The sequence below is a fragment of the Aliarcobacter lanthieri genome (genome assembly GCF_013201625.1).
Taxonomy (GTDB): Bacteria; Campylobacterota; Campylobacteria; order Campylobacterales; family Arcobacteraceae; genus Aliarcobacter; species Aliarcobacter lanthieri.
On record NZ_CP053839.1, the window covers coordinates 2,182,764 to 2,197,846 of the forward strand.

At 27.6% G+C, this 15,083-nt stretch carries 12 protein-coding genes; 8 read left to right on the forward strand and 4 right to left on the reverse strand.

The annotated features are described in order from the left end of the window. The first annotated feature begins 26 nt into the window (after window positions 1-26). Complete coding sequence (locus ALANTH_RS10950) at window positions 27-374, forward strand: nitrous oxide-stimulated promoter family protein (RefSeq protein ID WP_026807039.1); 348 nt, start codon at window positions 27-29, stop codon at window positions 372-374. 2 nt (window positions 375-376) lie between these two features. Here the strand turns inward: ALANTH_RS10950 and ung are convergent, their stop codons facing one another. The 3 genes from ung to ALANTH_RS10965 all read right to left on the reverse strand — a co-directional run bounded on the left by ung (window position 377) and on the right by ALANTH_RS10965 (window position 4,265). Next, window positions 377-1,024 (reverse strand): uracil-DNA glycosylase, encoded by a 648-nt coding sequence (gene ung / locus ALANTH_RS10955; RefSeq protein ID WP_026807040.1) that lies wholly within the window; start codon window positions 1,022-1,024, stop codon window positions 377-379. Window positions 1,025-1,150: 126 nt separating this feature from the next. Further along, entirely contained in the window at window positions 1,151-2,542 is a 1,392-nt protein-coding gene (locus ALANTH_RS10960) for an aldehyde dehydrogenase family protein (protein ID WP_026807041.1), read from the reverse strand. 70 nt (window positions 2,543-2,612) lie between these two features. Beyond that, window positions 2,613-4,265 (reverse strand): acetolactate synthase large subunit, encoded by a 1,653-nt coding sequence (locus ALANTH_RS10965; protein WP_026802755.1) that lies wholly within the window; start codon window positions 4,263-4,265, stop codon window positions 2,613-2,615. Between the two features lie 276 nt (window positions 4,266-4,541). Between ALANTH_RS10965 and ALANTH_RS10970 the strand changes: the two genes are divergently transcribed. The 4 genes from ALANTH_RS10970 (at window position 4,542) to ALANTH_RS10985 (ending at window position 8,894) form a co-directional block, all read left to right on the forward strand. Then, window positions 4,542-5,195 (forward strand): HAD family hydrolase, encoded by a 654-nt coding sequence (locus tag ALANTH_RS10970; RefSeq protein ID WP_026807042.1) that lies wholly within the window; start codon window positions 4,542-4,544, stop codon window positions 5,193-5,195. A 55-nt stretch (window positions 5,196-5,250) separates the two neighbouring features. Then, window positions 5,251-5,688, forward strand: a complete 438-nt coding sequence (locus ALANTH_RS10975) for a Dps family protein (RefSeq protein WP_026802757.1) — start codon at window positions 5,251-5,253, stop codon at window positions 5,686-5,688. A 99-nt stretch (window positions 5,689-5,787) separates the two neighbouring features. Then, a complete protein-coding gene (locus ALANTH_RS10980; protein WP_081801298.1) occupies window positions 5,788-6,939 on the forward strand; it encodes a multidrug effflux MFS transporter in 1,152 nt (383 codons plus the stop codon). 98 nt (window positions 6,940-7,037) lie between these two features. Beyond that, a complete protein-coding gene (locus tag ALANTH_RS10985; RefSeq protein WP_034236614.1) occupies window positions 7,038-8,894 on the forward strand; it encodes a methyl-accepting chemotaxis protein in 1,857 nt (618 codons plus the stop codon). Between the two features lie 45 nt (window positions 8,895-8,939). Here ALANTH_RS10985 and ALANTH_RS10990 read toward each other — a convergent pair whose 3' ends face one another. After that, window positions 8,940-9,293 carry a hypothetical protein gene (locus ALANTH_RS10990; RefSeq protein ID WP_029888422.1) on the reverse strand — a complete coding sequence of 118 codons (354 nt, stop codon included), beginning with the start codon at window positions 9,291-9,293 and terminating at the stop codon, window positions 8,940-8,942. Between the two features lie 146 nt (window positions 9,294-9,439). Between ALANTH_RS10990 and ALANTH_RS10995 the strand changes: the two genes are divergently transcribed. The 3 genes from ALANTH_RS10995 to ALANTH_RS11005 are packed head-to-tail and all read left to right on the forward strand — an operon-like array spanning window position 9,440 to window position 15,056. Continuing rightward, window positions 9,440-10,570 carry an efflux RND transporter periplasmic adaptor subunit gene (locus tag ALANTH_RS10995; RefSeq protein ID WP_026807044.1) on the forward strand — a complete coding sequence of 377 codons (1,131 nt, stop codon included), beginning with the start codon at window positions 9,440-9,442 and terminating at the stop codon, window positions 10,568-10,570. Between the two features lie 3 nt (window positions 10,571-10,573). Beyond that, window positions 10,574-13,705, forward strand: coding sequence for an efflux RND transporter permease subunit (locus tag ALANTH_RS11000; protein ID WP_026807045.1), 3,132 nt, complete (start codon window positions 10,574-10,576; stop codon window positions 13,703-13,705). Next, on the forward strand, window positions 13,698-15,056 hold the full coding sequence (locus tag ALANTH_RS11005; RefSeq protein ID WP_026807046.1) for an efflux transporter outer membrane subunit: 1,359 nt from the start codon (window positions 13,698-13,700) through the stop codon (window positions 15,054-15,056). The genes ALANTH_RS11000 and ALANTH_RS11005 overlap by 8 nt, the downstream gene beginning before the upstream one ends. The last annotated feature ends 27 nt before the right edge of the window (window positions 15,057-15,083 follow it).

Consider the following 15,083-nt stretch of genomic DNA (forward strand, 5'->3'; position numbering starts at 1 on the left):
AGTAAATATCAAGTAAAAGTAGAGAAATGACTGTAGAAAAATTTGAAAATGAGATAAACACACTAAAAAAGTTTTATGAAATTTTTTGTATAGATAAACATTCAAATCAAAAAAGGTATATTATTAAAACTGAATATAAAGATACTATTTTTAACTTAGAACTTCATTTGTGTGAAGAATGCTTTGAAGCAATAAACTACTCATTTTCTAGACTTCAAAGCTGCCCTCATGAAATAAAACCTCGTTGTAGAAAATGTCCAAATCCTTGTTATGAAAAACAAAGATGGAAAAATATTGCAAAAATTATGAAATACTCAGCAATAAAACTATCTCTAAGTAAAATCAAATCAAAAGTTAAAAATTTATTTAATTAAAATTACCAAGTAATTGGTTCTTTATTTATAGTTTTTAATATCTCATTCGTTTTTGAAAAATGTTTACACCCTAAAAAACCTCTATATGCACTAAGTGGACTTGGATGGACACTTGTTAAAATATGATGTTTTTCTTGATTTATTAAAGCTTTTTTCTTGATAGCAGGGCTTCCCCAAAGTAAAAAAACTATATCACTACAATTTTGACTAATATATCTAATAATATTATCTGTAAAAACTTCCCAACCTAAGTTTTGATGGCTACCAGCTTTTGATTGTTCTACTGTTAAAACTGTATTTAAAAGTAAGACTCCTTGTCTTGCCCAAGGTGTTAAGTCGCCATCAAGACAAATAGATGGTATTTTTAAATCATCAAAAATTTCTTTTAAGATATTTTGCATAGAAGGTGGATTTTTAATATTTGCTGGAGTTGAAAAAGACAATCCTTGTGCTTGACCAAAACCATGATATGGATCTTGCCCTAATATAACAACTTTTAAATTATCTAATTTTGTTAATGAAAAGGCTCTAAAAATTTTATCTTTAGGTGGAAAAACTGTTGTTGTTTCATATTTATTATCAATTTGGATTTTTAAATCCTTATAATAATCTTTTTGTTTTTCTATTTCAATTACTTCTTCCCAAGTCATTATTATCCTTTCACTTATAGCTTATTTAATAGAAGTATTTATATCATTTCTTATTAAAAAATAATATCTAAATAAAAAAAGCTAAGGTTATAAAAACCTTAGCTCTTAAAATATAAAAATTATATATTATAAAACTGAAGATTTTATAACCATCATTTTTTCTACACTCATATCATCCATAGAGTGTGGGATTCCTCCCATTCCAAGTCCAGATACTTTTGCTCCACCAAATGGCATCCAATCAACTCTAAATGCAGTATGATCATTTACCATCACAGCTGTTGCATTTAATCTTTTAACAGCTTTTAAAGCTTTATCAATATTTTTTGTAAATACTGCTGCTTGGAAAGAAACATCAAGACTATTTGCTCTAGCTATTGCTTCATCTAAATCTTTATATGAATAGATACAAACAACTGGTCCAAATACCTCTTTTGTTGAAACAAGAGCGTCATCAGAAGGATTTAAAATAACTGTTGGTTCAAAACAAGAAGATGAAATTCTTTTTCCACCAGTTAAAATCTTTCCACCTTTTGTAACTGCTTCATTTACCCATTCTTCAACTCTGTCAACTTCATTATTATTTATTAATGGTCCAACTTCTGTTTTTGGATCAAGTTGATCTCCAACAATTAATTTTGAAGCAGTAGCAGCTAATTTTGTAGCAACTTCTTCACAAATTGATTCATGAACAAATACTCTTTGAACAGATACACAAACTTGTCCAGCATGGTAGAAACCACCTTTTGCAAGAGAAGGAATCATATCTTCAATATCAGCATCAGCTTCAACAATAACAGGAGCTACTCCACCATGTTCTAAAACAACTCTTGTTCCATCACTAGCTTTTGAGTTTAAGTACCAACCAACACTTCCAGAACCAATGAATGTTAAAAATGCAGTTTTTGGAGAAGTTGATAATAGTTCTCCACCTTTTCTATCACAAACAACAGCTTGTGCCCAACCTTTTGGTAGACCAGCTTCTTCAAGAATTTTTACAAGTCTTACAGCACTCATAGGAGTTTGAGTTGCTGGTCTAATAATAACTGGACAACCAGCTGCTATTGCAGGAATTACTTGATGAACAGCAAGATTAAAAGGGTGATTAAATGCAGAAATAGCAGCAACAACACCTATTGGCTCTTTAAAAGTATAAGCCATTCTATTTGCACTTGTAGAAGTATGTCCCATAGCAACTTCTTTACCTTCAAATACACTTAAATATTCAATTGCTATTTTAATCCCATTTATTGCTCTTAAAATTTCAACTTTTGAGTCAATATAAGGTTTTCCACCTTCACTTGCACATAAAATTGTAAGTTCTTCAACTTGAGAACTCATAATTTTCATAACATTTTCTAAAATTTCAACTCTCTTATATTTTGGTAACCATCCATCTTTATTCACAAAAGTTTTATGTGCTAAATCTATAGCTGCTTCAACTTCTTCATAACTGTTAAAAGGAACAGTTCCAACAACTTTACCATCAAATGGTGATGTAACTTCTATTGTACTCATATTTTCTCCTTATTAAAATTTAGAATAAAAAAGGGGGCTTTATTTTAAAGCCCCCTTTTGATTGTTTAGATTAAACTAAACAAGTTTTTTGTGGTAATAACTCATTTAAGATTGAATGATTTAAAGAGTAATCAACAGCTAAATCAATTAGATGTACTCCTTTACCATTTACGCACTCTTCAAGTACTTTCTCAAATTCTTCTACAGATTTAGGTCTATAACCTTTTGCACCATATGATTCTGCATATTTTACAAAATCTGGATTTCCAAGATCAAGTCCAAATGACTCTAATCCCATACCTGTTTGTTTCCATTTAATCATACCATAAGCGTTATCATTTAAAATAATAACTGTTAAATCTAAACCAAGTCTTACAGCTGTTTCCATCTCTTGTGAATTCATCATAAATCCACCATCTCCACAAACAGATACAACTTTTTTATTTGGATAAATCATTTTTGCCATCATTCCTGAAGGTAATCCAGCACCCATAGTAGCTAGTGCATTATCTAAAAGCAGTGTATTTGGTTTTGCACATCTATAGTTTCTTGCAAACCAGATTTTATAAACACCATTATCTAGTGTTACAATATCTTCATCTGCTAAAGTCTTTCTAATAGATCTTACTGCTCTTTGTGGTAAAATTGGGAACCTGTTATCTCCAAAATATTTTGATAATCTTGTTCTAATTTCTTCAGCCATTCTTGTATAATAATCAAAATCCCAGTGAGGTTGAACAGCTATTTTTTCAGTTATTTTCTGAATATTGCAAGCGATATCACCAACAACATCCATTTGTGGGAAATATGTATCATCTACTTCACTTGGGAAGAAATTGATATGCATAACTTTTGTTGCACCCTCTTTATTTGACATAAAAAATGGTGGTTTTTCAATAACATCATGTCCAACATTAATAATTAAATCTGCTCTGTCAATTGCACAGTGAACAAAATCATCTTTTGATAATGCTGCTGCACTTAAGCACATTGGGTGATTTTCATCAACAACACCTTTACCCATTTGAGTAGAGAAGAATCCCATTCCAGTTTTGTTTACAAAATCTGTTAATGTATTTCCAATTCTTGTTCTATTAGCTCCAGCTCCAATTAAAAGAAGTGGTCTTTTAGCTTTTTCTATCATAGAAACTGCTTCTGCAATTACATCATCAATAGCAGCTGGATATTTTACAGTATGTACAGGATAAATTGTTGTATCAGCATCTACTTCTTCAATAGCAATATCTTCAGGTAATTCAATATGAACTGCACCTGGTCTTTCAGTTGTAGCAATTTTAAATGCATCTCTAATAACAGATGGTACATTATGACCATTAACTATTTGTTTTGCATATTTAGTCATAGGTCTCATCATTCTTACGATATCGATAATCTGGAATCTACCTTGTTTTGATTTTTTAATAGGTTTTTGACCTGTAATCATCATCATTGGCATTCCACCAAGTTGTGCATAAGCAGCACTTGTAGCAAAGTTTGTTGCACCAGGCCCAAGAGTTGATAAGCAAACTCCAACCTTACCTGTAAGTCTTCCATAAGTTGCTGCCATAAATCCAGCACCTTGTTCATGTCTTGTAAGGATTAATTTGATTTTTGATTTTCTTAATGATTCTAAAAAATCTAAGTTTTCCTCTCCAGGAACACCAAAAATATACTCAACACCTTCGTTTTCCAACGCTTTTATAAATAAATCTGATGCGTTCATTTTCTTTTACTCCAACATTAATTTTATTATTATATAAACAATTTCAAAATATTAAAATTTTGTAACAATATCTACAAGTTATTAAACTCTTGATAAACAATTAATATTATAGCCACATTAAAACTATTTTTGAACATAATTAATCATATTTCATCTTCTTATATTCTTATATTAACAAAAAGTTACACTTTGTTTTAAAATGTTACTTTTATATAAAATTAATATGGTTTTGAATAGCATTCACACAAATATATTTATTAATTTTGGTGGTAAAAAATGGAAAAAAACACAGTTATATTTGATTTAGATGGTACTCTTTTAGACTCAATAGAGGATATCGCAGTAAGTATGAATAAAGTTCTAGAAAGTTTAAATCTTCCAACACATAATATTAAAGATTATAAATATTTTGTTGGTAGTGGAGTTGATATTTTAGTAGAAAATGCTTTAGGTAAATTTTCAAAAGAGATAAAAGACGAAGCTATTAAAAGATTTAAACTTGAATATGATGGAAAACTTCATTCAAAAACTATACCTTATGAGGGGATTTATGAATTACTAAATGAATTGAAAAAGTTAAATTATAACTTAGCAGTTTTATCAAATAAGCCTCATGAATTTACAGTATCTTATGTAAACCATTTTTTTCAAGATTATGGATTTAAAGAGGTACATGGGCAAAAGGACAATGTTCCTAAAAAACCAAATCCACAAGCAGCAATTGAAATAGCAAAATCTTTAAATGTACCTTGTGAAAAGGTATTTTTTATAGGAGACACAAAAGTTGATATGCAAACAGCAAAAAGTGCAAATATGTTAGCAATTGGGGTATTATGGGGGTTTAGGGACGAACAAGAGTTAAGAGAATTTGGAGCAGATTTTATAGTCAAAACTCCAATGGAAATATTAAATATTATCAAATCATATTGACAATTCATATATTTGGTAATATAATGACTTATACATTATTTAGAAAGGATTTAATATGTCAAAAGTAATTAAACAACTAAAGCAAATTCAAGCTGATGCACATGCATTGTATGTAAAAATTCATAACTACCATTGGAATGTAAAAGGTATGGATTTTCATCCTGTACACTCTTATACAGAAGGTGTTTACAATCAAATGTCAGAATTATATGATGATATGGCAGAAAGAGTTATTATATTAGGAGACAAACCTTATTTAACTTTAGAAGAATTAATTAAAGCTACAAAAATTGAAACAGAAAAAGGTGATAGCTTCAAATCAAAAGAGATTGTAGAAAAAATTATCAAAGATTTTGAATATCTTTTAAAAGAGTTCAAAGATTTAAGTGAAACTGCTAGCAAAGATGGGGACAAAGGAACAGAAGCATTTGCTGACGATAAAGTTGCAAAATTTGAAAAAGATTTATGGATGTTAAACAGCATGTTAAAATAGTTAAAAAAGAGGATTAATTCCTCTTTTTTATTTCCTTATTATCAATTTTACTATTTTAAAAATCTACATTTTATTTTAATCATTATTTAAAGAGTTTTTATGAAAAAATCAATTAATCATATATATTTAATAGTTTTAATTTCTATTTTGTCTTCTGTTGCTCCTATGGGAGTTGATACATATTTACCTTCAATTCCAGAAATTGCAAAATATTTTGATGTAAATATACATAAAGTTGAATTATCTTTAGCAATATTTCTTATAGGATTTTCTATTGGACAAATTTTTGGAGGACCAATATCTGATAGATATGGAAGAAGATTTGGTTCTATACTTGGACTTTTAGGATATGCATTTTTTAGCTTTTTAATAATATTTAGTTCTAATATTTATGAACTTTGGGTTTATAGATTTTTAGAAGCATTCTTTGGTGGGATTACAGTTGTAAATGCTGCTGCTGCAGTTAGAGATAGATTTAAAGGACAAGAAGCAGCAAAAGTATTTTCACTTATTGGAATGGTTAGAAGCTTAGCACCACTTTTAGCACCAGTTATTGGAGCATTTATTATACACTTTTTTCCATGGGAAGGAGTATTTATATTTTTAACTATTTATGCTTTAATTGTTGCATTTTTTATATACAAAGACTTTCCAGAAAGCTTTGTTTATGTTCAACAAGGAATATTTGAATCATATAAAATAGTTTTAACTCATAAAACTGCAATGAAAGCAATGATTGTTCTAGCTTTAAGTTTTGGTGGTTTTTTTATAATTATCTCAAAAACATCTTTTATTTATATAGAATATTTTGATATTTCCACAGATTATTTTCCAATATTTTTTGGAGTAAATTTTATACTTTTAATATTTATGATCAAAATAAATGTAAATCTATTAAAAAAACACTCAGCACTAAGTATCATAAAAGGTGCTATATTATTCCAATTTACTGTAGGAATAATTTTTATATTACTACACAAAGAGATGAATCTATTTTTAACTGTTTTAATTATAGCCTCTTATATGAGTATGATGGCATTTATTTTTGGTAATTGTATGTCTTTAGCAATAGAACATTTTTCAAAAAATGCTGGTGTTGCTTCTGGAGTTCTTGGAGTTCTACAATTTGGATTAGGTGCTTTAGTTTCTTCAATAGCATTAAATTTCCATGATGATGGTTTTTTTGTCATCTCTGTAAGTATAACTATTATTTCTCTTATCTCTTTTCTTATTATTCGTACTTATAAATAGTTGATTATATTAATCAACTATTTTGGTATAAGCTATAATTTATATTTATTTAATATAATTCCAACTATATTGGTGAATTATATTACAAGGAGATATAAATGTTTACTTTTAAGAATATTAACACAAGAAAAAAGTTGCTCTTTTTTCCAATACTATTTATTTTTATTATTTTAAATTTAGGGATAATTTATACATATTTTAACAATTATGCAATGCAAAGAACAAATATAGCAATAATTGCTGATGGACTTATACAAAAAAATTTAAAAGGGAGAATATCTGTTTATCAGTTTTTAAGAACTCCAACAAAAGAAAACCAAAATTTAGTTTTAAATACTTTTGATAATTTAAGTTTAGATATATCTAAACTTAAAGGAATTTTAGAAAGTAATGAAAATAAAAATATTTGTGATGATATTATTAAACATATCAACGATTATATAAACCTTTTTAAAGATTTTTCAAATGATAGAATAATAAATTATTTAAATCAGGAACCAGAGACAAAAGATACAATAGCAAAGATTTCTAAAATGGTAAATATTGGACTAAAACTAGAAGAAGAAATTGTTAGAATAAATAAGAACACTATACAACTTAGAGATGAAGCATACTCATCTTTAAATATAGATTTATTAATTATAAGTTTTATTGCTATAACTATATTTATATTATTTTCTATATTGATATCTAACTCTATTATAAATTCTATTGAAAGTTTTAAAAATGGCTTATTGAAATTCTTTTCTTACTTAAATAGAGAATCACAAGATGTTAGTTTATTAAATATAAATTCAAAAGATGAATTTGGAGAAATGTCAAAAGTAGTAAATGAAAATATCATAAAAACCAAAAAAGGTATTGAAGAGGATAGAAAATTAATTGATGAAACGATTGCTGTTCTAAGTGAATTTGAACAAGGTGATTTATGCCAAAGATTAAATCTAAGTGTAAAAAATCCAGCTTTAATGGAGTTAAAATCAATTCTAAATAAAATGGCTGATAATTTAGAAAATAACATTGATAGTGTTTTGTATATTTTAGAAAAATATAGTAACTACAATTACTTAGATAAAATACCAACATATAATCTTAAACAACACCTATTAAAATTAGCAAATGGTGTGAATGTATTAGGTGACTCAATAACACAAATGTTAATTGATAACAAAACAAATGGTTTGACATTAAAAAATAGTGCTGATATATTACTATCAAATGTAGATACTTTAAATATTTCTTCCAATGAAGCAGCTACAAGTTTAGAAGAGACAGCTGCTTCTTTAGAAGAGATTACATCTAATATTAGGAATAATACTGAAAATATTGGAAAGATGGCTATATTATCACATAATGTTACGCTTTCTGCAAATCAAGGAGAAACATTAGCAAATCAAACATCATCTGCAATGGATGAGATAAATATACAAGTAAATCTAATAAATGAAGCAATAGGAGTTATAGATAATATAGCATTCCAAACAAATATTCTAAGTTTAAATGCAGCAGTAGAAGCAGCAACAGCTGGAGAAGCAGGGAAAGGGTTCGCTGTTGTAGCAGGAGAAGTTAGAAATTTAGCAACAAGAAGTGCAGAAGCAGCAAAAGAGATAAAAGATATTGTTGAAAATGCTACAAAAAAAGCAAATGAAGGAAAAAATATAGCAACAAATATGATTATAGGATATAAGGAGCTAAACTCAAATATCTTAGAAACAATTAGTTTAATAGATAATATTCAAGTTGCATCAAAAGAACAATTAAGTGGAATTGAACAAATAAATGATGCTGTAAATGAACTAGATAGACAAACTCAACAAAATGCAATGGTAGCATCACAAGCGCATCATATAGCAGTATCAACTGGTGAAATATCAAAGATAATAGTTGAATATGCTGATAAAAATGAATTCATTGGAAAAGATTTAATAAATTTTGAAAGTGGTGGTGGAATATAAGTAGAGTAGATAAAAGCTTAAATATTTAAGCTTTTATTATTAATTTTATACTTCTAACTCAAAAAACTCTTCACTAACTTTCTCATATTTTGCTACTGAACAGCTAATTTTTAATGCATTCTTATAATCTTTAAACTCATCTAAAAATAGTTTTTTTAATTTCTCAACTTCTGCACTTCTAAAAATAAAATATCCTAGTATTTCTGTTTTTCTTTCACCAGCTTTTTCTATACCAAAACTATCAAATTTCCAATTTACACCTTTTGAAAAGAAAAAAACTTCACTAATCCTTTTTTCTAATTCATCTCTAACATTTATATTAAACTCTTTTAAATGTATATAAAAAGCTACATTATAATTGTATTCTGATTGTACTAAGTCATCAATTATTAAACTCATAAAAATTCCTTATATAAAAATTCAATGCGTAATATTAACAATTTTTAACTACAATACTACTTGTAAAGCATATTCTTGAGTATTGATATTAATATTTAATTAATATAAATATTGTAAAATCCAAAATTCTAATTTCTAGGACAATTATGTTTGAAAAATCAAAATTTACTATTTTTATAGCAATAATTTTAATACTTTTTAGTGCATGTGAAAATAAAGACAATAAAAAATTTATACCAAAACCAGTTGAAGTAGGTTTTATTACTTTAGATAAAGTTCAGTTTGCTTTAGAGCAAGAGTTAAGTGGAAGAGTAAAACCAAAATTTATCTCTGAAGTTCGTCCCCAAATTACAGGAATTGTTCAAGAACAACTATTTAAAGAAGGAAGCTTTGTAAAAAAAGGTGATATCTTATATAAAATTGATAAATCAACTTATCAAATGGAGTTCAATCAAGCACAAGCTAGTTTAAATAGTGCAAAAGCAAATCTAATAAGTATTGAAGCAAAACTAAAAAGAGTTGAAGAACTTATAAAGTTTGATGGAGCTTCAAAACAAGAACTTGATGATACGAAAGCTTCATATTTACAAGCAAAAGCTTTAGTTGAAGAAAAACTTGCAAATTTTGAGAATACAAAAATAAATTTACAAAGATGTGAAATAAAAGCACCAATAAGTGGATATATAGGGATATCGACTATTACAAGTGGAGCTTTAGTTTTAGCAAATCAAAGTGATTATTTAACAACAATAAAAGATAGTTCAAAAGTATTTGTAGATTTAAATCAATCATATAATGATATTTTAAAATTAAAAAAAGTTCTTCCTACAAATGACTTTAGAAATACTTTTGTAACTTTAATTTTAGATGATAATACTATTTACTCTAAAAAAGGAATTTTAGAAAGTAAAGAGCTAGCAGTAGATGAAAATACAGGAACTGTTACTTTAAGAGCAGAATTTGAAAATGAAGACAATATTTTACTTTCAGGAATGTATGTAAAAGCAATCATTGAAACCTCATCAAAAGTTGATTCATTTTTAGTTCCTCAACAAGCTGTTCTAAGAGATCAAAAAGCAAATCCTATAATAACAATATTAGACAAAGATGATGGTATAAAAACAAAAATTATTGAAATTCAAAGAGCAATAGGAAATAAATGGCTAGTAACTTCAGGAGTAAATGAGAATGATAAAATCATTATAGAAGGATTAAATAAAATTAATGATAAAAGTAAAGTAATCCCTAAAGACTTGACAGATAAGTATAAGGATTAATAAGTGATTGCTAAATTTTTTATATTTCGTCCTATTTTTGCTTGGGTAATTTCGCTAATTATTATGATTAGTGGAGTTGTAAGTTTATTTACTCTAGCAGTTGAACAATATCCAGATATTGCTCCACCACAAATAAATATATCTTCTACTTATACAGGAGCTTCAGCACAAACTGTTGAAAATAGTGTAACACAAATAATTGAACAACAACTAACAGGACTTGATGGAATGATGTATTTTTCTTCGAGTTCAAGTTCATCTGGAAGTTCAAGAATAAGAATAACTTTTAAACAAGGAACAAATCCTGATATTGCACAAGTTCAAGTTCAAAATAAAGTTGAACAAATACTATCAAGACTTCCAGAAGATGTACAAAGACAAGGAGTAAGAGTTACAAAATCACAAACTGATTTTTTAATGTTGGCTTCTATTTATGATTCTACAGGACAAGCAGATAAAACTGATATTTCAGATTTTTTAGTAAGTAATCTTCAAGATAGTATATCAAGAATTGATGGAGTTGGAGAAGTTGCTGTTTATGGTGGACAATATGCAATGAGAATTTGGTTAGACCCATACAAACTTGAAAAATATGCTCTTATGCCATCAGATGTACAAACTGCAATAAATACTCAAAATTCACAAGCTAGTGCAGGAAGAATTGGGGCTATGCCTACATTAGATGAACAACAATTAGCTATAACTGTAACTGCAAGAAGTAAATTTAAAACTGTAGATGAATTTGAGAATATTATTTTAAAATCAAATTTAGATGGAAGTAATGTAAAAATAAAAGATGTAGCAAGAGTTGAAATAGGAGCTCAAGTTTATAATAACGTTACAGCTTTAAATGGTTTTCCTGCTTCTGGAATTTCAATTCAACTAGCAAGTGGAGCAAATGCAGTAGCAACTTCAAATAGAGTAAAAGAATTTTTAGAACAAGCAAGAACAATATTACCTCAAGGTTATGATATAGCTTATCCACGAGATACAACATCTTTTATTAAAGCTTCAATAAATGAAGTCGTGAAAACTTTAATAGAAGCTATTATTTTAGTTGTTTTAGTAATGTTTTTATTCTTAAAAAATATTAGATCAACTATTATTCCAGCAATTGCTGTTCCTGTAGTAATATTAGGAACTTTTGCTGTTTTAAATATATTAGGTTTTACAATAAATACTTTAACAATGTTTGCTTTAGTTCTTGCCATTGGACTTTTAGTTGATGATGCAATTGTTGTTGTTGAAAACGTTGAAAGAAATATGGTTGAAAAAGGTTTAGACGCAAAAGAAGCTACTATCATTTCTATGAATGAAGTAACAAGTGCTTTAATAGGAATCACAACTGTTTTATCAGTTGTATTTTTACCTATGGCATTTTTTAGTGGTTCAACAGGAGTTATTTATAGACAATTTTCTGTTACAATAATATCTGCTATGGTTTTATCCGTAATTGTAGCTTTAACTTTAACACCTGCCCTTTGTGCAACTATTTTAAAAGCTCATGAGCCAAATAAAAAACATGAAAAAGGTTTTATAGCTTGGTTTGATAAAAAGTTCTCTAACTTTACTAATAAATATACAAATTTGATAAAAAAGGTTATTTTTGTACCAAAAAGATGGATGTTTTTGTATCTTCTAATAATTATAAGTACTACATATATTTTTATAAAGCTTCCAACTAGTTTTTTACCCAAAGAAGATCAAGGAAGTTTAATGGTGCAAATTACACTTCCAGTTGGAGCAGTTGCTACAAGAACTGTTGAAGCTGCTGATATTGTAAGAGACTATTTTTTAAATGAAGAGAAAGACAACTTAAATACTGTATTTACAATAGCAGGATTTAGTAGTAGAAGTAGTGGACAAAATACTGGTATGGCATTTGTATCTTTAAAAGACTGGAATGTTAGAAAAGGTCAAGAAAATCATGTTGATAGTATAAGTTCTCGTGCAAAAACAGCTTTTAATGATCCAAGTTCTCCATATTTTATAAGAGATGCAAGAGTTATTACAATAAATCCTAGTGTTATACAAGGTTTAGGTTCAAGTGATGGATTTGAATTCCAACTTCAAGCAAGTGCAAATATTACAAGAGAAGAGTTAGCACAAGTAAAAGAATCTATTATTGAAGAAGCAGATACTAATCCTCTTGTATCATCTGTTAGAGCAGATGGAACAGAAGAATCACCTCAATTAAAAATATACTATGATACTCAAAAAGCTCTAGCTTTAGGACTTAATCTAAGAGATATTGACAATACTTTAAGCGCTGCTTGGGGTGGAATATATGTAAATGATTATATAGATAAAACTAGAGTAAAAAGAGTATATATTCAAGGAGATGCACCTTATAGAAGTGCTCCTGAAGATTTATATAAATGGAAAGTTAGAAATAGTTCTGGAACAATGACTCCATTTAGTGAATTCTCAAGATTTGCTTGGGAATATGGTCCAGAAGAGCTTACTAGATTTAATGGTTTTATGTCTTATATGATAGAAGGAAATGCAGCAAACAAAGTTAGTTCTGGAGTTGCAATGGATGAGATGGATAAAATAGCTGATAATAATGCAAATGGAACAATGCATACTTATAGTGGAGTTTCTTATGAAGAAAGAACAGCAAGTAACCAATCAATTTTATTATACTCGATTTCTCTTCTAGTAATTTTCTTATGTCTTGCTGCACTTTATGAAAGTTGGAGTATTCCATTTTCAGTTTTACTTGTAGTTCCTCTAGGAGTTTTTGGAACTGTACTAGCTGTATATTTTAGAGATTTAAGTAATGATGTATATTTTCAAGTCGCACTTTTAGCTGTTATGGGATTAGCTAGTAAAAATGCAATATTAATAGTAGAATTTATAAATAGTGCATATAAGAATGGTATGAACCTCTTTGAAGCAACTATTAAAGGTGCCACTTTAAGATTAAGACCAATTATAATGACTTCTTTAGCATTTATTGCTGGTATTATTCCACTTGCTATATCAACTGGAGCAGGAGCAAATAGTAGAATTGCAATAGGTACAGGGATAATTGGTGGAACAGTAAGTGCTACTATACTAGCTATAGTTTTTGTACCAATATTTTTTATATTAATTACAAAAATATTTAATAAAGGAGCAAAAAATGATTAAAAGAATAATATCTCTATCATTTATAACTTTATTTTTTTCTTCTTGTATATCTTTAGCTCCAAAATTAGAAATAAATAAAGAAGATATAGTTCCAAATGAATTAAAAAATAATGAAGATTTATCTGAATATTCACAAATAACTCTAGATAATTTTATAGAAGATGAAAGCTTAAAAAGAATTGTAAATCTTGCCTTAAAAAATAACAAAGATATACAAATAGCACTTTTAAATATAGAAGCTTCAAAAGCATTATATAGAATAGAAGAATCTCAATATTTTCCAACACTTGATGCAAGTGGGAACTTTATAAGACAAAAAACAGATTCAGCAATATCAAACAACTATAAAGCAAATTTAGGTACTTCTTTTGAACTTGACTTATTTGGAAGAATCAAAAGCTTAAATGATGTAGCAAAAAACAATTTTCTAGCTACAAAATATGCAAGCCAAACTACAAAATTATCACTTATTTCACAAACAATAAACTCTTATTTAAGCCTTGTATCAAATATCTATAATTTAAAACTATCAAAAGATATTTTAAAAAATCTTGAAGATGTTTATTCTTTAACACAAAAAAAATATGATATAGGGATAACAAATAAAGAAGATGTTTTAAGTTCATATTCTACATTAAAAGATAGTCAAAATGATATTTTAAATTTTGAAACACAAATACAAAAAGATTTAAATTCTTTAGAATTTTTAACATCTTCAAGGATAGATTTAGAATCTATAAATGATGATTTTATAAATGAAAAATATCTAAAATTAATATCTACTGGTATATCTTCAAATGTACTTTTTAATAGACCTGATATTTTTGAAGCTGAATATAATTTGAGATCTAAAAATGCAAATATTGGAGTAGCAAGAGCAGCATTTTTCCCAAGTATTAGTTTAACAGCATCAACAGGATATGCAAGTTCTAGTTTGTCAAATCTTTTTAGTGGTACAAATATTTGGCAATTTAGTCCAAGTATAAATTTGCCTATTTTTAGTGGTGGAGAAAATATGGCAAAACTTGATTTGAGTAATACTCAAAAAGAGATTGCTTTAAAAGAGTATCAAAAAGCTATCCAAAATGCTTTTAAAGAAGTAAATGATGCATTAGCAACTAGAAAAAATATAACTCAAAGAGTTGAAAATCAAAAAGAGCTTGTTAAATCTTTATTTGATACTTACAATATAGCTTTGAACTCTTATAAAATAGGATATGGAACTTATCTAAATATGCTTATTTCTCAAAGAGCTTATATAAATGCACAAAAAAACCTAGTAAAAATCTATCTTGAAGAGTTAGAAAATAGAAATGAACTATTTAAAACTTTGGGTGGGAATTTGGAGTAGAAGATGTGTTCTAAATATATAATTTAT